The sequence below is a fragment of the Pseudoalteromonas sp. FUC4 genome (assembly GCF_008370255.1).
GTDB lineage: Bacteria > Pseudomonadota > Gammaproteobacteria > Enterobacterales > Alteromonadaceae > Pseudoalteromonas.
In genome coordinates, this window is record NZ_SEUI01000001.1 from 953,940 (window position 1) to 976,508 (window position 22,569).

A 22,569-nucleotide genomic window follows, 5' to 3' on the forward strand; every position below is an offset into this window, starting at 1 on the left:
CTAAGTAAGGCGTCTCAATAAATTAAATAATTCTGGAAAACATGCAAACTCCTATTCGTGGCCTTCGCTCTTTTTGCTTTGCCGCAAGAAGCCTAAGTTTTAAGCATGCAGCTAATGAGCTGTACTTAACGCCGTCTGCGGTAAGCCATCAAATAAAACAACTTGAAGAACAACTTGGTATTGAGCTTTTTCAACGTAAAACGCGTTCAATTAGCTTAACCACAGCGGGTAAAAACTTTTTTGATGCTGTGTCTCCTATCATCACAATGTTAGAGGGCACCATTAACGAGTTTAGTCAGATGCAGCAAAATACAAATTTGACGATTACGCTGCCTGAATTTTTTGCCAGCGAACTACTCATGCCTAAATTAAGTGAGTGGACGTCAGAGCATCCTAATATAAACCTGCAAATGGACACGCTTAAAACACGCAAAGAATTAACGCGTCATAGCGATTTATCTATTGTATTGTCATCTGGTAAACCTACTGAAGGGTTAGCGACTGAGTTGTTTAACCTTGAGTATATTCCTGCATGTAATAAAAAATTGCTCGATCAGTGGAGGGACGATCATCGTCAAGCCCTTAACCAAGTTCCGTTAATCCTACACAAAGCTCGCCCGTGGGCTTGGCATCAGTGGGCCGAAAAAGCAGGGATTGATGACTTTTCTCCTTCGCAAATTATTCAAATAGATAGCATGTTTGGTGTAGCGCGTGCGGCGCAGCAAGGCATGGGCATTGCACTTATACCACTGCCTATTAGTCAAAGCTGGCTAGATGAGCAATGGCTTTATAAATTATTCGAACAGCCTTTAACAACTAAAGATAAATACTATTTAGTGCAGCACGAATCAAGCACACCTAATCACCCGCTTGATTTATTTGCGAAGTGGGTTGTAAATACGTTTAGAAAAATCCAAGAATAATCCCCTATTAGACGAGTTGAGTAATACAACCTACTCTGTGTTGTATTACTGAACTCGTCTAAACCTCTCTGCAATTTTGAATAATATTTTTAATTAAATACATAAACTTAACGCCAGGCATTAGACTAAAGTCTATAGTTTAATTTTTTTCACTCATTGGTTTCGTTTTTATCGTTTGTCGAAAATAAAGTTAAATATTAAAGTTACTTCATCAGCTCAAAACAACTCAGTTAATTTGTTTTTTTAAGAGCCATAAATGCAACCTTTAGAGTTCTAGTAACTCAAATGTAGCAGTGAAAAGAATCTTATATTGTGTGTGTAAGATGTTGTCAGTGTGAAAAAGCGGTTCAAGTTAGGTGGTGACTTGGCTTGAACTGTTTTTATTTTTGGCGCAAACCACATGGTATGCAATACAAAGCTACCAACGCGTAGTAAACAGAATCTTTATATTGTGTGTGAAGATGTTGTCAGTGTGAAAAAGCGGTTCAAGTTAGGTGGTGACTTGGCTTGAGCTGTTTTTATTTTTGGCATAAACCACATGATATGTAATACAAAACTACCAACGCGTAGTAAACAGAATCTTTATATTGTGTGTGAAGATGTTGTCAGTGTGAAAAAGCGGTTCAAGTTAGGTGGTGACTTGGCTTGAACTGTTTTTATTTTTGGCGCAAACCACATGATATGCAATACAAGTTTAATTCTTTTAAAAGCCCCGTAAGTTATAACTTACGGGGCTTTTTTAGTTAATTTTTAATTTGATATTCTTTTTTTAATTTACTTATTTGCACTTTATGTGAAATCAAGAAGGTATTAAATTTCTTGATTATGTCAGGGTAGTCAATCGACGATAATAAAAAGGCTTGTAAATCTATTGGCAATTCGTTTTGAAAATAAACAGGTCGGGTTAATTTAAAGTATTTCAGGAGGTTATAATTTAATACATCGTTAGATATGTAAATACACTCCACTCGCTCTTTTAAAAGCAACTCTATTAATTCAATTACGTTAGCTGTCTCTATTAACTCAACATTTTCATTATTCATTAACGGTTTAAAGCTTTGAGGCGTAAACCCTCTTACCGTTGCAAAACTAATGCATTCATCAATAGTGATATTTTTACTTAAACTCGCAATACCCGTTTTAGTCACAACGGTTGGCTGCGAATAAATAATTACATTTAAATCACCAAAGGAAGCTTTATAACTTGGTTTCCATTGAGGGTTATCTGGATATTTAAAATCAACATGATGGTGGTCAATGAATTCTTTATAGAGACGATTAATTGGCAACGTGTAAAACTCAAATTCAAAATCGTGCTGCTGTGCAAATAAAGTGAGCAGTTCTTCACTAAAGCCATAATAGTCTGCACCATTCGTTCCACTACCATTAAAGTAAGGTAGATACTCTATATTCTCTACGCCAACAACATAGTGCGTTGACGACTTAACATCGGTTATAAAAATTAATAAAGCCAAAGGCAAATACATTAACTGCGTTGCTATTTTTATAAATTGATTCATTAATAACCTAAGTAATAATATTGACGATTAGCTGCACGCTTTTATTTTAACAAATTTGCAAAGGTTATGATAAGACTATTTTGTTTTACGCAAAAAAGCCTGATTAAAATCAGGCTTTGCAAAGAAAAGGTTTAGCTTTTATCTCTTGGTACAAAATCAAGTACAGTTGCGTTAATGCAGTAGCGATCGCGCCCTCTTGGGCCTTCACCAGGAAATAAATGCCCTAAGTGTATGCCTGTACTTTTAGAGCGAAGCTCAATGCGTGTCATGCCCCAGCTGCTATCGTCGTGCTGTGTTACGTTGTTTTTTACAGGATGAGTAAACGACAACCAACCAGTACCTGAGTTAAACCTATCGCTTGTATCAAATAGTGGCTCGCCACTTAATTTATCAACAAAAGTACCGTCAGGTGTATTTTTAAACTCTTTGTACTCTTTACAGTAAGGTCTATCTGTTCGTGCATCAAAGGCAACTTTATAAGCATCGCTGTTACCCAATTTAAAAGCGCCTAATGCTTTATAAAACTCTTCAGGCGTTGCATAACCTTGGCGGCCATATACCTCAACACCATTTTCTAAAAATAAAATGGTCGGTGTTGCCCATGTGGCTGACTTAATGGTTAAACCTTTAAGCTGGTCAGCATGGCGAAATGACATTGGTATCGTGCCTTTGTAATCGTTTGCGACCGCTTTTTTAAACTTTTCACAGTATGGGCAGTATTCACGTGAGTCTAAAACTACGATTTGCTTTCCTGCTAATAAAGCAGTGTTATCTACTTTTTCTACGGGTGTTTTATTAAAAACAACACCGGTAGAATGATCAGGGCAATAGCCATTGGGATTCTTTTCTAAATAATTTTGATGATACTCTTCTGCCGATACAAAGCCTTGAAGCGGTTTAATAACCGTTTCAATTTTGCCGTAGCTCGCATCAGTTAAAAGCTGCTGATATTTCGATTTAACTTGCTCAGCTACTTTAGCTTGCGCATCAGTAGTCGTTAATACAATTGAGCGATATTGGGTACCAATGTCGTTACCTTGGCGATTTTTTTGCGTAGGATCATGACTTTCAAAATAGTTTTTTAAGAGATCTTCTGCTGAAATTATATTGCTGTTATACATAACTTGTACAACTTCAGCATAATTGTTCTCGTCAAAACGACGAGACTGATCAGTAATGTTTCTGTAGGTAGCTTTAAAGCCATTGCCATCTGCATAGCCTGACTCAGCGTCAATAACGCCATTAAGCGCTTCGTAGCGTTTTTCGGCCCCCCAAAAACAACCAGACCCCAGTACAATGGTTTCTACATGCATGGTGGCTTCTACATTACTGTGCTCAACCTTTTCCATAGATAAAGCAAAGCTGCCTGCGCTAAATATAATAGCAGCGCCTGATAAATATAATAAATGCGGGTGTTTCATAAAGTACCTCTTAAACAAGTGCGTGCTAATTAAGACCTCCTTATCCTAATTTTCATTTCAACCTAATTACTTATTTAGTACGAAGTGTATTTAGTTTTGGTCCTCAATAAGTTAAATACGATTAATTGAATATAAAAATACTCTTAAATTTAGTTGGGCAATAAACATAACCACTTAGTCGCAATGGTGTAAATAAATTAATAAAACTGTGTTACGTTTAAATTATGTTGTACAAATAGGTTTATTTAATGAAGTCAGACCCTTACATTTATGCATTAACAAACAGTAGTTTACTGTTTGATGCATCGCATTTAGACGCTACAGATAGACTCTCTATTCAAAAGAAAATTTGGGCTTTAGCTAGCCACTGTAAAAGCACTGATGAATTTATCGATTTGGTGCCCGCCATGAACTCGCTTACTTTTTATTTAAAATCAGATAAACACTTAAATAAGTGGTTACAAGTGCTACCTGCGCTGTGGAATGATATTAAAACGAGTACTTTTAAGGGGCAGCATCACTTAATCAAAACCACATACAAGGGTGAGGATATTAATTACGTGGCTCGTTATCATAATTTAAGCGCTGATGAGGTTATTAATATTCATAGTAGCACCAAGTACCACGTTTTATTTTTAGGCTTTCAGCCCGGTTTTGCTTACCTACATGGCTTAAATGAACAATTACATACACCAAGGCGAGATGAGCCTCGCATTAAGGTACCTAAAGGTTCTGTTGCGATAGGTGCTGCACAAACTGGAATTTACCCCGCAGATACCCCAGGTGGTTGGCACATAATAGGTCATACAGATACAGCTTTGTTTGATTCGACCTCTGAGCAACCTTGTTTAATTCAACCAGGCGATACGCTTGAATTTGTTCCGCTCATTAATAAAGGAGCAAATCATGATTAAAGTACTTAAAAGTGGTGTATTACTTACAATTCAAGATTTTGGCCGTAAGGGCTACCGCCATTTAGGTGTAAGCAAAGCGGGTAGCCTAGACCCTTATGCACAAATCATTGCTAATAGATTACTTAACAATAACGACAATGATGCCGTTTTAGAAATAACTGTAGGTTTGTGCGAACTGGAATTTACCTGCGACACAATAATTGCGCTTCATGGTGCAGATTTGCAAGCAACCCTTGATGGACATGCAATTTATCCTGGTTGGACATACGCAGTAAAAAACAAACAAGTCCTAAGTTTTGCTACCGGCAGAGCGGGCTTAAGAGCTTATTTAGCAGTGAAAGGCGGTATACAAAATGCTGAGGTTATGGGTTCTAAATCTACAGATTTAAACGCATGTTTTGGTGGTTTTGAAGGCAGAGCCCTCACCACTGGCGATGAAATACCTATTACTCCATACTATGGAGAGTTTATAAAAGTAGGCGCAATGGCTCCCGCCCAGCGCAAGCTTATACGACTGCATCCAAGTCCTCATGCCAACTTATTAGGCGAGCCTTTACTTAGCAACTTTGTATCTACCGCATTTAAAGTTAGTAATAACAGCAACCGAATGGGCGTAAGGCTTGAGCATAAAAATAATTTGGGGCATTCGCACTCTTTGCCATCACTAGGGGTGAGTCCTGGGAGTATTCAACTTCCACCAAGTGGAGAGCCAATTGTGTTACTAAATGATGGCCAAACCACTGGGGGCTATCCACTTTTAGGCACTGTTATTGAAGCCGACTTACATCAATTTGCACAATTTAGACCTTTAGATACTGTTGAGTTCAAATATGTAACGTTTGAAGAAGCAGCAAAGGCGAAGCAGAAACTTGACGGACACCTACATCAATTGAGCCTTGCACTTAAAAATAACCTATAAAAATATTCTAAAAATAAATAGGAAAATTATTGCGCAGGAATGAAAGGTGGTTTGTGCATATTCCTGATTTAACAAGCTAAGCTGCGCACCATAATGGTGCGCTAAGTATGTATTAATACACTGCTATTAATGGGCTAAAAGTGATGATTGCACAAGCTTTGAACAATAATAGCGACGTAAAAATAGCAACAGGCATCATGCATTGCCCGCTTTGGTGCAGTTATATATTACTTGGTGCATAAATTATTCTTAATTAATTGTAAAAGCTATGTGACTTGAGTAATTTTTTCTGATAAAACAAGGTTTCGCAGCACAGCAAATTGGCTCTGCTGCACACATAATAGGAATGAGGAGTTACTATGTGTTCAATTTTTGGGGTATTAGATATTAAATCTGATCCCGCTCAATTGCGTACCCAAGCAATTGAAATGTCAAAGCTGCTTAGACACCGTGGTCCAGATTGGTCTGGTGTATATGCATCTGAAAAAGCTATTTTAGTACATGAGCGTTTAGCTATTGTTGGTGTATCAAGCGGTGCACAGCCTTTATACAATCCTGAAAAAACAAATATTTTAGCGGTTAACGGCGAGATTTATAATCATAAAGAACTTGCAGCAGAGCTAGATGTTGATTTTACTTTTCAAACTCAATCAGATTGTGAAGTTATTTTAGCGCTTTATAAACAAAAAGGGCCTGACTTTTTAGATGATCTAAATGGCATTTTTGCATTTTGTTTATACGACGAAGAAAATGACGCCTACTTAATTGGCCGTGACCATATTGGTATTATCCCGCTTTACACGGGTCACGACGAGCACGGTAACTTTTACGTTGCTTCGGAGTTAAAAGCACTTTCTCCAATTTGTAAGCATATTGAAGAATTTCCACCAGGGCATTACCTGTACAGCAAAGATGGCAAAGTGACACCTTATTACAAACGTGATTGGGAAACATTTGATGCAGTTAAAGATAACAACGCACAAGCACAAGACGTTAAAGATGCATTAGAAGCGGCCGTTAAACGCCAGCTAATGTGTGACGTGCCCTACGGTGTATTACTTTCTGGTGGTTTAGACTCATCAGTTATTTCTGCTATTACCCAGCGTTTTGCTGCAAAACGTATTGAAGATAACGATGAAAGCGATGCATGGTGGCCTAAGCTGCATTCTTTTTCAGTAGGCCTTGAGGGCTCACCTGATTTAGCAGCTGCACAAAAAGTAGCTGACATGATTGGTACTATTCACCACCCTATCATATTTACCATTCAAGAAGGTATTGATGCATTACGTGAAGTGATTTACCACATTGAAACGTATGATGTAACAACGATTCGTGCCTCTACACCTATGTACTTAATGGCTCGCCAAATTAAAGCAATGGGCATTAAAATGGTGTTATCTGGCGAAGGAGCTGATGAGCTATTTGGTGGTTACTTATACTTCCATAAAGCCCCTAACGCACAAGAGTTTCATGAAGAGCTAAACCGTAAAGTATCAAAACTGCATATGTTTGACTGTTTACGTGCTAATAAATCAATGGCGGCATGGGGCGTTGAAGCACGTGTACCGTTCCTTGATAAAGAATTTGTTGATGTTGCTATGCGTATCAACCCTGAAGACAAAATGTGTAAAGATGGCAAAATTGAAAAACATATTTTACGTGAAGGTTTTGATGGCTACTTGCCTGATGAAGTTTTATGGCGTCAAAAAGAGCAGTTTTCAGATGGTGTTGGTTACAGCTGGATTGATACGTTAAAAGAGTTTGTAAACGAGCAAGTGAGCGATCAAGAGCTTGCAAATGCTAAATTTAAATACCCTATTAATACACCAGATTCAAAAGAAGCTTACTACTACCGTACTATTTTTGAATCGCACTTCCCTGGTGATGCATCAGCTAAATGTGTACCACATGGTAAGTCGGTAGCGTGTTCAACTCCTGAAGCACTTGCATGGGACGCATCGTTTCAAAACAATGCAGATCCATCAGGTCGTGCAGCGGGTATTCATAACGACGCGTATGCAAGCAAAGGGTAACACTCTTTGTTTAACGAAGCGTAAGCCCAAATGGCTTACGCTTCGCTTTATAAAACTCACTTGTACCGAATCTGTTTTTTATAACTCTACAAATAACTTAAAAGGCTCTAGTGCTTTAATTGTTATTTATAAAAATGGGTTAACATCAAAAACAATGCAATATATTGCATCACAATCAAATCACCCTGCTACGGTATTTTTAAATCAGAATGAAATAACTAAACGCCATTGTAAAATTCGCTGGTTTAACCAAACAAGTGAAATTAAACGCTGTGGTCATGGTACTTTAGCTGCCGCTAATTTTTTAATAGGTTATTTTGGTTACTGCCCTGAAGTATTTATTTCAATGAGTAATGAGCGCTTTACTATACAAGTAAAAAAACAACGTGCTCAGTTGTTACTAAGAAGCATAGAGCCAAAAAAAAGCGAGTTAGCTGAAGGTGAGTTACAAAGTGTGTTTTCATTAGCAATAAAAGCAGCCTACAGTACCGGTGATAAAAACGGTTATACGGTTGTATTATTTAATGAAGAATTTAGTAAGGACGTTGAAAAAGACGATTTAAAAAGCTTACACGTTGATTTTAAAGCTTTGAGTAAACTTCACAAAAATGCAGTAATTGCCCTTAGTATAAAAAATAAAGACAAGAAAAATGCCAGAGCGCATTTTAGATACTTTGCACCCCAGTTTGGAGTAAATGAAGACAGTGCTACAGGCTCTGCGGTATCTGTTATTGCCCCCCTGCTATTTAGACTACATGGTTTAAATAAAGCTAAGCTTATACAGCAATCAAATAATGGCGCATTGCTAAACTATGAGTTTAACAATGCTAAAGTTGTCATTTATTAAAGATAACTTAAGTAAACGTTTATAGCGGCCTTAATAAGCACAATGCAAAATAGTCACTATCGTCTTGCCATGTTTGCTCTAACTTTAAATTAGCTTGCGCTGCAAGCTGCGTAAACGATTCGAGCGTGTACTTGTGAGAGTTTTCTGTATGGATACTTTCACCTTCTTTAAACTCTATTTGCTGATCATTTATAATCACGCTTTGATTACAGTTACTTACTAAATGCATTTCAATACGGCTATGTTGCTCGTTAAAGCGTGACTCATGACTAAAGTTATTTAAATTAAATGTGCCACTTAGCTCATTATTAATACGTTGTAGTAAATTTTTATTAAATGCAGCGGTGACTCCCGCTTTATCGTTATATGCATCAAGTAACACTTGGCGCTCTTTTACTAAATCTACCCCAATTAATACATAACCATTTACACCACATAAGCGATGAAAATTATTCATAATCTCTATGGCTTTAACTGGGGCAAAATTACCAAGAGTAGAGCCTGGAAAATACACCAAATTGGTTTGACTATCTAAAGCGGTATCTTTGGTTAGCTGTTTAACCATTTGGCTATGTGTAAAGTCTCCTAGTAATGGCGAAATTGCCAAATCAGGAAATAACGGTGACAAATGTGCAAGTGAATAACTGAGCATCTCCTCAGAAATTTCAAACGGTACGAAGGTTTTTACGTTTGCCATGTGCGCTAATAAATACGCGACCTTTTTACCCGAACCACACCCAGGCTCAATAATAGAGAGGTTTTCAGGTAGCATTTGAGCAATCGACTGCGAGTATTGCTCTAAAATAGACAACTCCGTACGTGTAACATAATACTCTTGTAAGGATGTTATTTGCTCGAATAATGCCGCACCTTTATCATCGTAAAAATACTTACACGGAAGCGTTTTTTGTTGTTGAGTTAATCCGCTTATCACATCGTTTAAAAATTCAATGTCGGTTATGTTGCTTTGTTTAATCGCTGTTACTTGGCTCATACTATATCCTTAGCTAGTCTTATCCCGCTGCACATCCACGCTTGATGTGGGTAATAAAAATTTCGGTATGTTTGTCGTAAATGGTTTTGAGGGGTAAACACACACCCGCCCCGTAACACCATTTGGTTATTCATAAATTTACCATTGTATTCCCCTGCTACTCCTTCAATAGGCTTAAAACCGGGGTATGGCAAATATGCACTGTTTGTCCATTGCCAACATGAATCCGTTAACTGGTTTATTTCAGTATCACCTTTTGCTTGTTGCGGTGTTAGGTCGTTATTATTAGTGTCTGTTAAAGGTGTGTTTTTAGCTGCATATTCCCATTCGAACTCTGTAGGCAAGCGAGCCTTTACAAAATTAGCATAGGCGCTGGCCTCAAAATAACTAACATGGCTGATGGGGGCACTTAAATTTAATGGCTGCAATCCATAGTGTGTAAATTCAAACCATTCGTTATTTATGCAATGCCAATATAGTGGATGCGTTAAACGAGTGTTTTGAATATGCGCCCAACCATCGCTTAACCAATACTGTGGATTGCTATATCCACCGGCATTTATAAAGTCTAAATATTCACCATTAGTGACCAATCTATTAGCAAAACTGAATGGATGAATTAGTACTTGGTGTTTGGGGCACTCGTTATCATATGCAAATTCATCGTCGGCATTTGTGCCGATATTAATAATGGCTTGTTCAAAATTGATAAAATTAAGGGGTTTAATATCAACTGATTTATTTTGGCTACTTAAAAGCGGTGTTTTATATTGAGGAAATAATGGGTTTACTGAAAAGTTATATTTAATGTCCATAAGCATTAGCTCTTGATGCTGTTGCTCATGGTGTAACCCAAGTTCAATAATATCTTTAATGTGCGGGTTAACATCAGACTTAAGTAATTCAATTACACAGCTATTTACATGTTCTCTGTAAGCTAACACTTCATCTAAACCAGGCCTGGATAAGCTTCCTCGGTTTGCTCGTTTAAATTGCTCTCCAATCCCATTGTAATAAGAATTAAAAAGCATTTTATAGTGAGGGTTAAACACTGCGTACTGTTTACAATGAACACTAAGTAAAAACGTTTCAAAAAACCACGTGGTATGCGCTAAATGCCATTTAGTTGGGCTGGCATCTGCCATAGCTTGTAATTGGCAATCTTCTACAGTGAGTGGTTCAATAATAGCTAGGCTTTCGTCTCTAACGCTGCAAAAGCGTTTAACAAGTTCGTTTTGATTGGTATCGTTTGTAACGCTTTCACGCATAATAGTATTAATCCTTTGCCTATCTATTTATAAAATATAGCTTAGGGCATGCTGAGCTTTTTGGATTGAAATTGTTCAATCTAGGGGCGATTAAATCGCGGCACGAGGTTTGTAACCTAGTGGGCTAAGTAAAAACCGAGTAACAAAGAGTTAATCGTCCCTAGAAAGAACCCAAAGGGCAGTGTATGTTTGGTATTTATGCAGCGTTATCGCCTATTTATGGGGAATGACCACACTACATAGGCTCTGCCTTGCCTAAAGACCAAACACACTACTGCAAATTCAATCGCCAAAATTCAACATACCCTAATGTTGTGTTAAATCATATTCATATTACAACTTGATTAAAGATGCTTATCGGATTATAAATTTATAATAGCCTTGAAGATAAATTTGCTCTTTGCTAGCCGGCTCTTGATTATTCGTATGTACATGCAAGCATGAAAATAACGTATAAATTGTCACCGAACCGCTAAACTATAAAACTAGGAACGATTAAATCGCGACTAGATTTAACAAATTTCAATCTTAAAAGACTAACAAGCCCTAATATTTAAGCATTAATTAAGTTGCTCAAAAATGATCTTTTTTTACTTAATCAAGTAAATTAATACTTTTAATAGCAAACTAAATTTTAACGTTCACTGAATTTTTGATTTTAGGACTTTCAAATGAAAGAATCATGAATTTAGCTATATAAACAGCGTTTTAAATACAAATTCATTTACATTTAATATTTAACTCATACACTACTAGCTGTATGATCACACTTCAAATTAGTTAGTCTTCAAATAATTACGGTATTACTTTTTACTTAATATTTAAAGGCTAATGTAATTCGATATGACGCCGAATTTATTTTGGCTTGTTAGGACAACTAAAGAGGTATTGCATGAAGGAAAATCATGACAAATATAGTATTGACAATACGGATTACACCGTAGGTCAGGACAACGTACAAAAGTGGGGGTTTGATATCCATAACCCAGTTTTTGGAACTAGTGCGGGCCTGATTGTCATCTTTTTAATCGCCATACTTGTTACCGACCCACAAACTGCAAAAACAGCGCTTGATAGTATCAAGACCGATATTATTAATAATTTTGATGCCCTATTTATGTGGGCTGCTAACTTCTTTGTACTCTTTTGTTTAGCACTTATTGTTTCACCTTACGGTAATATTCGCCTTGGTGGTGATGACGCTAAACCTTCTCACTCTCGCGTTTCATGGCTTGCTATGTTATTTGCTGCGGGTATGGGTATCGGCCTTATGTTTTGGGGCGTTGCTGAACCGGTTGCTTACTTTACTGGTTGGTACGAAACACCGCTTAATGTAGCCGCTAATACACCAGAAGCTGCAAAATTAGCAATGGGCGCAACTATGTTTCATTGGGGTCTTCACCCTTGGGCTATTTACGCTGTTGTTGGTTTATCTCTTGCGTTTTTTACATACAATAAAGGTTTACCTCTTTCAATTCGTTCTATTTTTTATCCTATATTAGGTGATAGAGCTTGGGGTTGGCCTGGTCATATCATTGATATCTTAGCTGTACTTGCTACGTTATTTGGCCTTGCAACATCTTTGGGTCTAGGTGCGCAGCAAGCTTCTGCAGGTATTAACCATGTATTTGGTACAGAAGGTGGTGTTGGCTCTCAAATATTAGTAATAGTGGGCGTAACACTACTAGCTATAATTTCTGTTGTGCGCGGAATTGATGGCGGCGTAAAACTTTTAAGTAACATTAATATGCTAATTGCTTTTGCTTTATTAGTGTTTGTTTGCTTAGTAGGTTTTGCTGTTGCTATGGGTAATGTTCCTAATACAATTATGGGTTATGTAGAAAATATAATTCCGCTTAGTAATCCTCATGGTCGTGAAGACGAAACATGGATGCATGGCTGGACTGTATTTTATTGGGCTTGGTGGATTTCGTGGTCTCCGTTTGTAGGTATGTTTATTGCGCGCGTATCACGTGGTCGAACTATTCGTGAGTTCTTGATTGCAGTATTACTAATCCCTACGCTAGTTACTATTTTATGGATGTCGATTTACGGCGGTATTGCAATTGATCAAGTGGTTAATGGTATTGGTGCGTTAGGCACTAATGGTTTAACTGATGTACCTTTAGCTATGTTCCAAATGCTTGATGAATTACCTCTATCTAATATTTTATCGTTTATTGCAATTTTATTAGTGTTGGTATTTTTCATTACGTCATCTGACTCTGGTTCATTAGTAATTGATTCAATTACAGCTGGCGGTAAAATTGATGCACCGGTACCACAACGTATATTTTGGGCATCGGTTGAGGGCGCAATTGCTGCTGCTTTACTTTGGATTGGCGGCACACAAGCAATTGAAGCACTACAAGCAGGCGCTGTCTCTACAGGCTTGCCATTTACTATTGTATTATTATTTATGTGTTTAAGCTTAGTTTTAGGTTTACGAACTGAGCCTCGCCCAGTTAAGTAATACTTTTAGTAAGTAACACTTTTAGCTAGAAATACTTTTAACTAGTAACGAAAGCGCCGCAATTTTTGCGGCGTTTTTTTTGGGTCATTAAAAGCTAGAGCCACAGCTCTGAAATGGGCGTGTCTACACGATAATGATAACTTAGCTGCGCTTGTAAAAGTTCTGCAGTAGCAAGTGCATCCGTTAACGCATTATGATTTTGATATGCCGGTAGGGAATAACGCGTACGGCAATCTGTTAGCCTAAGAGAACCTAATTTTGTGTTAAACAATCGCCCTAATAACCCTTGTCTTGCTTTTAGTGCTCTTCTTTCTATTTCCATTGTGTCAACAAGTGCAAATTCAATACCTTCTTTAAGCCTTAACAATAAAGCATTATTTAAAAAGTGACGTTCTATTGCGGCATAATGCACCACGACAACTTTACCACTGAGCGCTTCAAGTAAAGGCTCTATAATTTGACTAAAGTCAGGGGCGTCGTCCACCTCAGAGTGCGTTATTCCATGTATTAAAATAGACTCTTCATGAAGGTTGCGCCTAGGCTGCACAACCCAATGACGACTGTGCTTACAATAAATGCGCTTTAAATTGAACGGCACTAAACCAACACTCACTATATCGTCGTTCTGGCTATTTAGACCTGTTGTCTCAAAATCCATTGCTACAAAAGGTACGTCTTTTATTGCAGCTTTGTCTTGATTATAAGCACCAGCATAGAAGTGTTTTAAAAGTTTATTTTTGGTGCTATTGGCAAGCTCGTTATACCTCACCTGCCAATCAACTGCTTTATGATTACGCGGATTCATAAGCTACTTCACACCAGAGTTTGCTGTGTAGCTAAATTTTAAATAGCTTTGTGCTTTTTCTAGAATCGCGAATGCCTCTTTTAAGTTTCGTTGTTCAAAAGGAGAAAGTAAATGTGGATCTAAGTCGTTATCGGGCTCTTCGCCCTTCTCTATTTGCCACGCTTGATGGCGAATTCGCATCATGGCAATATACTCAAGTGCGTCACGTAAATCTTGCGCTTTACCCTGTGGTAAAAGTTTAGCTTCAATAATATCTTCTAGTCGTTCAAACGAATTTTGTTTACGCGAACCAATAGCTAATGCGTGCACGCGAATAACATCAGAAAGAGGTGCAGTCCCTCTTCGCTTTAAGTTCATTGAACGCTTATGTTGGCCATTGTGCTCCATAACAAAGCCTTTAAAGAAACCAAGCGGAGGTGTTCTATTTCTAGCATTTGCTGCCATATTAGCTAAAAATACACGATTTACTTTACTTTGTTTTGCTATAAATATTTTAAGCTCGTCGGCCCACTTGGTTTTGCCCCACACACCATCTAAGTCAAAAAAAATAGAGCTATTAAGTAGTGCTTGTGGTTTTGGCTGCGCTATCCAATCAGCAAATTGATCAAACCACTCTGAGCGAGTTTTACGCCACTTTTTAAACGACGCCATTATTTCGCCATCACAGTAAGTGTAACCACACTGTGCTAAGCCATCACACACAAAATCGGCAATATTTTGAAAATACGCGTTATGCTTTTCGTCGTCGTAACTGTCATCTAAAATTAGCGCGTTGTCTTGATCGGTTACAATAAGTTGCTCGTCTCGAGCCATTGAGCCCAAAGCAATAAAACAGTAAGGCACAGGAGGTGGCCCAAACTTTTCTTCTGCTAATACAAGTAGCCTTTGTTTAAATGTACGCCCTATAACAGCCATGGCTGTACCAACCATGTGTGAGTTTGCATCTTCGTTAACCATACGAACAAACACATTAGGCAATTGGCGCGCATAATGCGCCAAATCCTCTATTGTTTGTTGAGCCAGTATGCCACGTACAAGTAATAAGCTACTTTGGGATTCATAACGCAAAATATCAGAGAGGGAGATAACTCCTATAGGGCGTCTTTTTTGTACAACGGGTAAATGATGGAGATTATCTCTAAGCATGGCGAGTACAGCTTCGAAAATATAGTCATTAGCATCTAAAAGCACTAAGTTAGTAGACATAATCTTTTTTGCTTGTGTGTTAAAATCAAGCCCTTTAGCCACTACTTTTGAACGTAAATCCCTATCGGTTATTATACCAACTACTTGTCCGTCATCTTCTTCTGGGTCATCATTTATGGGTTTATTTACATCAGTAACCAACACTGACGATACCGCCTCTTCGGTCATTAATTTAGCAATATCTTGTATTGTAGAGGTTGCATCTACGGTGACTACATCTCTGTGAATTAATGATTTTACTTTAGCTGTTGTAAGGTCATTGCCATCGGCTTGCTCGACAATAGCTTGATGTAAACGCACGTTACCGTCTGTTTCAAAGTAATCAGCAAACGCATCAAACTCATCACAGTAACGATTAAATAGTTCAACATTTATGCAATAAACTAACGTATCTTCAAGAGCAGTTGCAGGAAAACGCACCTTACGGTTCATCAACAAACCCATTTGGCCAAATATACCTGCGGTAGCCAAACGATTGTATAGCTCACCATTTCGGCGATACATTTCCACAGAACCACTTCTAATTACGTACAAATCAGATATGTCTTGCCCAAAACTCAAGATATCTGTTTTAGCTCTAAAATAAGCAACTTCTACTTGTTGAGCTAACTCATTAAGCGCTTTTTGAGGTAAGTCATCAAAAGGAGGATGTTGTGCTAAAAATTGTGCGATTTCAACTTGTTCGGCTTGCATAAATCCCTTCCTGTATGCGCATTAAAATGACTAAATCTATTTCGCAGGTTAACACTATCATCGGGGTGTGAAAACAATTACTGCACAATTTTGGGCACAAAAAAAGAGCCTAAATAGGCTCTTTGAATGTAGTACTTATTGTAAAAAGTTACTTACCGCGTTGAGCGTCTTTTTGCGCTTTTTTGGCTTCTTTACGTTGCTGTAAAACAGCTTGTGCCTCATTCCCAATATGGCCTTCACCACGGGCTTGCGCTAATTCTATTTGCTTTTGGCGCTCTGCAAAACGTGCACGTTGTTCATCTGTTACTTCTTCAATGCAATGATGACAAGAGACGCCTTCCATGTATTCTGGCTTTAACTTTTCGTCTTCTGTAATTGGCATACGACACGCGTGGCATTGATCATAAGAGCCTTTTTGTAGGTCATGATCAACCGCAACGCGATTATCAAATACAAAACACTCGCCTTCCCACATGGTTTCTTCTTTTGGCACTTCTTCTAGGTATTTTAAAATACCGCCTTCAAGGTGATAAACTTCATCAAAACCTTGCTCTTTCATGTAGGCTGTCGATTTTTCGCAGCGGATACCGCCGGTACAAAACATCGCCACTTTTTTGTGTTTTTCAGGGTCTAAGTTTTCTTTTGCCCACTGTGGAAATTCGCGGAACGTTTTAGTATTTGGATCGACCGCATTTTGAAACGTACCAATTTCAATTTCGTAATCATTACGTGTATCAATTAAAATTACTTCAGGGTCAGATATAAGTGCGTTCCACTCATTTGGCTTAACATAGCTACCCACAACTTTTAACGGATCTACGCCTTCAACGCCCATTGTTACAATTTCTTTTTTTAGTTTTACTTTAGTGCGGTAAAACGGACATTCATCGTCGTAAGACTCTTTTGTAACGATATTTTTTAAATTTGGTTGTTCATCTAACCATGCTAATAAGTTGTCTATCCCTTCACGTTTTGCAGAAACAGTGCCGTTTATACCTTCGGCAGCGAGCAATAAAGTACCACGTACTTCATTTGCTTCCATCACTTCTAGTAATGGCTTACGGATAGCTTCAAATTCAGGTAAACCTACAAACTTATACAGCGCACATACTACAAAGTGATCGCCCGTTACATTATCTTTATGAACAACAGTCATTATATTTCCTATTTTGCCTTGTTAGCCAATATTGGCGTTTACCGAATCGTAAATCCGGCGCATATGGGGCGCGTATTTTACGCTTTTTTAGTTTAATTGCAAAAAATAGCGCTATAGATTGGTTTTTACTGTTAGCGACCTAGCTGTGTAAGCTATAATGCGCTAATAAATTTATAGAGTTAATTTGTTCATTTTGGAGAAACACACATTGCAGTTTACTGATCTTGGGATTGATACACGCCTTGAAACACAATTAGCACATCAAGGGATCACCCAGCCCACCGATATTCAAGCGCATGCAGTGCCTACCGCACTTGCAGGGCATGACATTTTCGCTCAGTCTAAAACTGGGTCGGGCAAAACCTTGGCGTTTTTATTACCTGCTGTACAAAGGGTTATGAAACAAAAAGCACTCAGCAAACGCGATCCTCGTGTACTTATTGTTGCTCCTACGCGTGAGCTTGCTACGCAAGTATTTACACAGCTGCGTTTATTAATTGCTGGCACAGCTATTAAGGCAGTTAAAATACTTGGCGGCGAAAACTTTAATGACCAAATAAAAGCACTTAGAAACGACCCACAATTCGTAGTTGCTACACCTGGGCGTTTAGCAGATCACATTACAAAACGTTCATTACAATTGAGTGGACTAGAACTGCTTATTTTTGATGAAGCCGATCGTATTTTAGATTTAGGTTTTACCGAGCAGTTAAAAATGATTAACGAGCAAGCTAATCACCGTTTACGTCAAACGTTATTGTTTTCTGCAACACTTGATCATGCACAAGTAGATGCTCTATCACGTAATCTATTAAAAAAACCAAAGCAAATTACGCTAAGTGCAGCAAATGAACAGCATAGCGATATTAAACAAACGTTATACCTTGCCGATCACCTTGATCATAAAGAAGCGCTATTAGAGCATTTTTTAAACCAAGATAATGTTGGTCAATGTATTATCTTCACAGCAACGCGTTCTGACACGAGCCGTTTGAGTGAAGCCCTTAATGCTAAAGGCTTCAAATCTGTAGCACTTGCTGGTGATTTAACGCAAAACAAACGTCTAGATATCATGGATTCGTTTAGTCGCGAAAACTTTAAAATATTGATCACCACCGACGTTGCATCTCGTGGTTTAGATTTATTAAGCGTAACGCACGTTATTAACTTTGATTTACCAAAACACGCCGAAGAGTATGTTCACCGCATAGGTCGTACAGGACGTGCTGGCTTTAAAGGAAATGCAATCTCATTAGTTGGCCCAAAAGATTGGGCAAGTTATTTAGCTATAAAAGCATTTTTAAATGACGAATTAAAATTTGCGAGTGTAGAGAGCTTAAAAGCTAAGTTTAAAGGTTTAAAAGAGAAAAAACCTGAGGCAGCGTGGGACAAATCTAAAGAAAAAGCCGCCGCTGTGAAAAAGCCTGCGTTTAAACGCAAAGCTAAACCTAAAAAGCCTACAGCACCAATTAAAGCACCGATGAACATTGATGGCGATACACCAATGCGCCGTAAAAAAAAGCCTGAGCAGGAATAATTATGAGTTACCTAGGAACCACACAAACATTATTTGTAAAAGAAGTGAGTAACGAAGGTGCTTACTTAGACGGCCATGATTTAGGTGAAGTATTTTTACCAAAACAAGAAATAAAACATGAGCTTGAAGCGGGCGATAGTATTAGTGTATTTATCTTTTTAGACAATGCTAATTTAGCCACAGCAACAATAAAGAAGCCACATGCTCAAGTTGGCGAGTATGCCTTACTTCGCGTTAAAGAAATAAATAGTATTGGGGCATTTTTAGATTGGGGGCTTGAGAAAGATGTGCTTGCACCTTTTAATGAACAAAAACCACGCATGCAAGAAGGTCATTCTTATTTAGTACGTCTGTACCTTGATAATGCAAGCCAACGTATTTGTGCCTCAAACAACTTTAATCGTTTCCTATCAAAAGATGAGCCGCAATATACTCACTTACAAGAAGTGGATTTAATTGTTGCTGGCAAAACAGATATTGGCTACAAAGTATTAATTGAAGAGTCGCACTTCGGTGTTGTTTTTTACAATATGGTATTTAAAAGCTTATTTGTGGGTCAAAAGCTTAAAGGCTATATTCAAAAAGTACGTGACGACGGAAAAATTGATGTTGTACTAGAAAAGCCAGGTATGGGAAAAGTAAGTGACCTTGGTGAAAATATTATACAAAAGCTTAAAAACGAAGGCGGTGTTATTCCACTTGGTGATAAGTCTGATCCTGAAGCAATAAAAAAGATGTTTTCTACAAGTAAGGCTAATTATAAAAAAGCAATTGGTGGCTTATTTAAACAAGAATTAATAGATATTGAAGCGAAATCCATTCGCTTAAGATCTTAATTATAATTGGCTATAATTACTAATAATATCTGTTAGTAATTAACCTAAAATATATTTATAAGGCAATGTACATTGCGTATATTGCCTTGAATAATCAAGCACTTCAACTTCCGACTCAAGATTGAGCGGCGCCAAACGAAAAACCTTTTTTTCACATTCTGTTTTTTTATCATCAAGCTTTGATATACATTCACTAACGCTTACATGCTGAGATATGAGTGTATCTTCATTTTTGTAACACAGATGATGAGCATAATCTTGCATTGTTTTTTTAAAATCAAACATATCGACTGGGTACGTTGGAATTATATCTGTAACGGTTGTTACACCATCGTATGCTTTATTAGAAAAAACGTACTTGTTTAATGAAAGACCCGCAATAATAATTACTATAGAACCAAAAAATAACTTCAAAACAAACCCCTACTACATTTTGATTTTATTAATGTAACATAAAACACATATAAGGTAAGGGTTTTCAGCACTATATGACTGCTTATTGTTAAATTAAGCTATAGATTTATTAGCATCACTAAGCACTTTTACAGGATTATCTGCTTGAGTAATCGGTCTGCCTATAACTAAATAGTCACTTCCTGAATCTATAGCTTGCTTAGGAGTCATTATACGCTTTTGATCGCCGGCATCACTCCCTTCAGGGCGTATACCAGGCGTAACAAGCTTAAAGCTGTCACCTAACTCTGTTTTTAAAGCTTTTGCTTCTTGTGCAGAGCACACAACACCATCAAGCCCAGCTTCCTTTGCAAGCTTAGCTAAATAGATAACTTGCTCTTGGGCTGATTTATCAACACCTAAACGCTTAAGTTCTGTTTCGTCCATACTTGTTAATACAGTAACAGCAATAAGTAATGGCGCTTTGTCACCAAATTGCTCTAGAGCCGATTTAGCTTTGCTCATCATTTCAAAGCCTCCAGAAGCATGAACGTTTACCATCCATACACCCATTTTCGCAGCAGCAGTAACCGCTTTAGCTACTGTATTAGGAATGTCATGAAATTTTAAATCTAAAAAAACATCAAAACCTAAATCAATTAACTCTTTAACAAATGAAGGCCCAAAATAAGTAAACATTTCTTTGCCGACTTTAAGACGACATGTATCAGAAGAAAGTTGTTTAACAAAGTTTAAGGCAACTTCTCGATCATCGTAATCTAATGCTATAAGAATTTTTTTTGAGTGTTCGAAAGACATGACTATCCTAATGTATGGCAGTAAAATTATTAATATGGGGTTATTAAAATCCGTCTAAGCCTCGACTTGGAACAATGGTTTCCCAATGTTTACAAGAAGGGCAATTCCAATATATTGTGTAACTTGTAAAACCACAATGCTGGCATTGAAAGTCAGGCTTTGTAGCAATATAAGAGGTTACAAGTTTATCAATTTCGTTAAGTACTTCTTTGGTATTTTTATTTTGATCGCCCATCAATTGCAGTAAAAAACTAAAACCACGAATAGTAGGCTGACGTTTTAAGCTATCAGTTAAAAATTCAAAGGCTTGTTTTGTATGCCCTTGTTCAAGTAAGGCTTGGCAATGTTTTATTTTAATTAATACACCGCCCTTTTCTAATAAATCACTGACTAATTCATGAAATTGATGTGTTAAATTTAATTGTTTATAACTGTGGGCAAGCTCATCAATAAACAACGGCGCAAACAAAGTGAATTGAGTGACAAGTTCACGCCAGTAATAAATAGCTTTAACGTAATCTTCTTTTGCGTAAGCAACTAAACCTAATTCGTACAGCGGACGCACAGCTTTATAATTTAAGCTAATCGCTTTTCTCATTAGTTGGGGGGTACTGTCACTTAAAGCCGACTCACAATAAAAATTAGCAATCGCTTTAAATTGTTGTTCTTTTGAAAATAGCTCGCTATGGGCTTCAAACATGTTGATGCCTTTCTCCCATTCACGGGTTTGCGAGTATAAAGTAATAATAGGATCTAGCGCTTCTACATGCCCTGCTTTAACTAACCAAACCAAGTGTTCTTCCGCACTATCTAGTAGACCAGCCATTATGTAATCTTCGGCAAGTTCTAAACGGCTTGTTGCAGCTTGTTGTTCATTTAAGCTTGGATTTTTTAATAAAAGTTCATGGATTTTTATTGCGCGGTCTAATTCACCTCTACGGCGAAACATGGTGGCAAGTGTAGAATAGTGCTCAACGGAGTCGGCTGACACTTCAAGTAAGTTGATTAAATGTTCTAAACCTTGATCTTCTTCTCTGTCGAGTAGAAACTTTAAGCCTTTACTGTATTCAGAAGTGATCTGACGATTAAGTTGATGAGCTTGGTTTTTAGCACTGTTTTTACCCATAATCCAACCGTAACCGGCGGCAACAGGTAATAGTAAAAACAAAAGCTCAATCATAATTAGGTGTCTTTATTCGCGGCAAGCTTTTTTTTATCTTTTTCAGGCGCTAATTGCTTTTTTAAACGGTAGTTTTGCCACTTTAATTGCGAAAACAATTTAAAGCTAATAAAACAACCAATCAAAACACCTAATAAAAAGCAGATACTTATTATTACAGCTAAAGGTAATGTATTACTGGCTATAATATAATTTATTTGTACTAATTGTGGGTTTTGTGACCCTAATACAAATGCACTGATAAGGCATAGTGCAACCAGAATAATTTTTAATACCTTGAACAAGTAACTACTCCACTAAGTTAACTAGGCAATGCTTTCATTTACGCGGTCGCGTAATTCTTTGCCTGGTTTAAAATGAGGTACATGCTTTCCTTCAAGCTCAACTGTATCGCCAGTCTTAGGATTACGACCTGTGCGAGGAGCGCGGAAATGCAAAGAGAAACTACCAAAACCTCTGATCTCAATACGATCTGAAGTAGATAATGAGCCGGCCATTTGTTCAAGAATTTCTTTTACAGCATTCTCAACATCTTTCACTGGAACGTGTGCGTGTTGTTCCGCAAGTGTTTCTATCAGTTCTGACTTAGTCATAGCGTTTCCTTAAAAAGAGATATAGGAAGGGCAAAAATG

Annotated in this window: 20 protein-coding genes; 8 read left to right on the plus strand and 12 right to left on the minus strand. The window is 37.6% G+C overall.

Annotated features, from left to right (window positions below; all coding sequences use genetic code 11):
* Positions 1–41: 41 nt before the first annotated feature.
* A complete protein-coding gene (locus EU510_RS04310) occupies positions 42–923 on the plus strand; it encodes a LysR family transcriptional regulator (protein ID WP_024590165.1) in 882 nt (293 codons plus the stop codon).
* Between the two features lie 743 nt (positions 924–1,666).
* On the opposite strand, the gene EU510_RS04315 is transcribed toward EU510_RS04310, so the two are convergent.
* Together EU510_RS04315 and msrA are read right to left on the minus strand one after the other, a co-directional pair.
* Positions 1,667–2,443 (minus strand): amino acid ABC transporter substrate-binding protein, encoded by a 777-nt coding sequence (locus EU510_RS04315; RefSeq protein WP_149592409.1) that lies wholly within the window; start codon positions 2,441–2,443, stop codon positions 1,667–1,669.
* A 131-nt stretch (positions 2,444–2,574) separates the two neighbouring features.
* Positions 2,575–3,864, minus strand: a complete 1,290-nt coding sequence (gene msrA, locus EU510_RS04320; protein WP_149592410.1) for a peptide-methionine (S)-S-oxide reductase MsrA — start codon at positions 3,862–3,864, stop codon at positions 2,575–2,577.
* 248 nt (positions 3,865–4,112) lie between these two features.
* Between msrA and pxpB the strand changes: the two genes are divergently transcribed.
* The 4 genes from pxpB to EU510_RS04345 all read left to right on the plus strand — a co-directional run bounded on the left by pxpB (position 4,113) and on the right by EU510_RS04345 (position 8,577).
* Entirely contained in the window at positions 4,113–4,778 is a 666-nt protein-coding gene (gene pxpB / locus EU510_RS04325) for a 5-oxoprolinase subunit PxpB (RefSeq protein ID WP_149592411.1), read from the plus strand.
* Positions 4,771–5,697 (plus strand): biotin-dependent carboxyltransferase family protein, encoded by a 927-nt coding sequence (locus EU510_RS04330; RefSeq protein WP_149592412.1) that lies wholly within the window; start codon positions 4,771–4,773, stop codon positions 5,695–5,697. The genes pxpB and EU510_RS04330 overlap by 8 nt, the downstream gene beginning before the upstream one ends.
* 359 nt (positions 5,698–6,056) lie before the next feature.
* Complete coding sequence (gene asnB, locus EU510_RS04340) at positions 6,057–7,730, plus strand: asparagine synthase B (RefSeq protein WP_149592413.1); 1,674 nt, start codon at positions 6,057–6,059, stop codon at positions 7,728–7,730.
* Positions 7,714–8,577, plus strand: a complete 864-nt coding sequence (locus EU510_RS04345; protein WP_149592414.1) for a PhzF family phenazine biosynthesis protein — start codon at positions 7,714–7,716, stop codon at positions 8,575–8,577. The genes asnB and EU510_RS04345 overlap by 17 nt, the downstream gene beginning before the upstream one ends.
* 19 nt (positions 8,578–8,596) lie before the next feature.
* Here EU510_RS04345 and egtD read toward each other — a convergent pair whose 3' ends face one another.
* Entirely contained in the window at positions 8,597–9,571 is a 975-nt protein-coding gene (egtD, locus tag EU510_RS04350) for an L-histidine N(alpha)-methyltransferase (protein ID WP_149592415.1), read from the minus strand.
* A complete protein-coding gene (gene egtB, locus EU510_RS04355) occupies positions 9,568–10,839 on the minus strand; it encodes an ergothioneine biosynthesis protein EgtB (RefSeq protein ID WP_149592416.1) in 1,272 nt (423 codons plus the stop codon). The genes egtD and egtB overlap by 4 nt, the downstream gene beginning before the upstream one ends.
* Positions 10,840–11,731: 892 nt before the next feature.
* Between egtB and EU510_RS04360 the strand changes: the two genes are divergently transcribed.
* The gene (locus EU510_RS04360; protein WP_149592417.1) at positions 11,732–13,312 is read left to right on the plus strand and encodes a BCCT family transporter; all 1,581 of its coding nucleotides are present in this window, start codon (positions 11,732–11,734) and stop codon (positions 13,310–13,312) included.
* Between the two features lie 94 nt (positions 13,313–13,406).
* Here EU510_RS04360 and EU510_RS04365 read toward each other — a convergent pair whose 3' ends face one another.
* From EU510_RS04365 to EU510_RS04375, 3 genes are all read right to left on the minus strand, one after another.
* Positions 13,407–14,117 carry a 3'-5' exonuclease gene (locus tag EU510_RS04365; RefSeq protein WP_149592418.1) on the minus strand — a complete coding sequence of 237 codons (711 nt, stop codon included), beginning with the start codon at positions 14,115–14,117 and terminating at the stop codon, positions 13,407–13,409.
* 3 nt (positions 14,118–14,120) lie between these two features.
* Positions 14,121–16,016 carry a DUF294 nucleotidyltransferase-like domain-containing protein gene (locus EU510_RS04370; protein ID WP_149592419.1) on the minus strand — a complete coding sequence of 632 codons (1,896 nt, stop codon included), beginning with the start codon at positions 16,014–16,016 and terminating at the stop codon, positions 14,121–14,123.
* 148 nt (positions 16,017–16,164) lie between these two features.
* Entirely contained in the window at positions 16,165–17,172 is a 1,008-nt protein-coding gene (locus EU510_RS04375) for a rhodanese-related sulfurtransferase (RefSeq protein WP_002961191.1), read from the minus strand.
* 208 nt (positions 17,173–17,380) lie between these two features.
* On the opposite strand from EU510_RS04375, the gene EU510_RS04380 reads away from it, so the two are divergent.
* Entirely contained in the window at positions 17,381–18,709 is a 1,329-nt protein-coding gene (locus EU510_RS04380; RefSeq protein WP_149592420.1) for a DEAD/DEAH box helicase, read from the plus strand.
* Positions 18,710–18,711: 2 nt separating this feature from the next.
* A complete protein-coding gene (locus EU510_RS04385) occupies positions 18,712–19,545 on the plus strand; it encodes a S1 RNA-binding domain-containing protein (RefSeq protein WP_149592421.1) in 834 nt (277 codons plus the stop codon).
* A gap of 39 nt (positions 19,546–19,584) precedes the next feature.
* Here the strand turns inward: EU510_RS04385 and EU510_RS04390 are convergent, their stop codons facing one another.
* The 5 genes from EU510_RS04390 to ihfB form a co-directional block, all read right to left on the minus strand.
* On the minus strand, positions 19,585–19,959 hold the full coding sequence (locus EU510_RS04390; RefSeq protein ID WP_149592422.1) for a hypothetical protein: 375 nt from the start codon (positions 19,957–19,959) through the stop codon (positions 19,585–19,587).
* Between the two features lie 93 nt (positions 19,960–20,052).
* The gene (gene pyrF / locus EU510_RS04395; protein ID WP_149592423.1) at positions 20,053–20,757 is read right to left on the minus strand and encodes an orotidine-5'-phosphate decarboxylase; all 705 of its coding nucleotides are present in this window, start codon (positions 20,755–20,757) and stop codon (positions 20,053–20,055) included.
* A gap of 43 nt (positions 20,758–20,800) precedes the next feature.
* Positions 20,801–21,937, minus strand: coding sequence for a lipopolysaccharide assembly protein LapB (lapB, locus tag EU510_RS04400; protein WP_149592424.1), 1,137 nt, complete (start codon positions 21,935–21,937; stop codon positions 20,801–20,803).
* Positions 21,938–21,939: 2 nt separating this feature from the next.
* Positions 21,940–22,221 (minus strand): lipopolysaccharide assembly protein LapA domain-containing protein, encoded by a 282-nt coding sequence (locus EU510_RS04405; RefSeq protein WP_024600249.1) that lies wholly within the window; start codon positions 22,219–22,221, stop codon positions 21,940–21,942.
* Positions 22,222–22,242: 21 nt separating this feature from the next.
* On the minus strand, positions 22,243–22,530 hold the full coding sequence (gene ihfB, locus EU510_RS04410) for an integration host factor subunit beta (protein WP_007583054.1): 288 nt from the start codon (positions 22,528–22,530) through the stop codon (positions 22,243–22,245).
* Positions 22,531–22,569 lie beyond the last annotated feature (39 nt).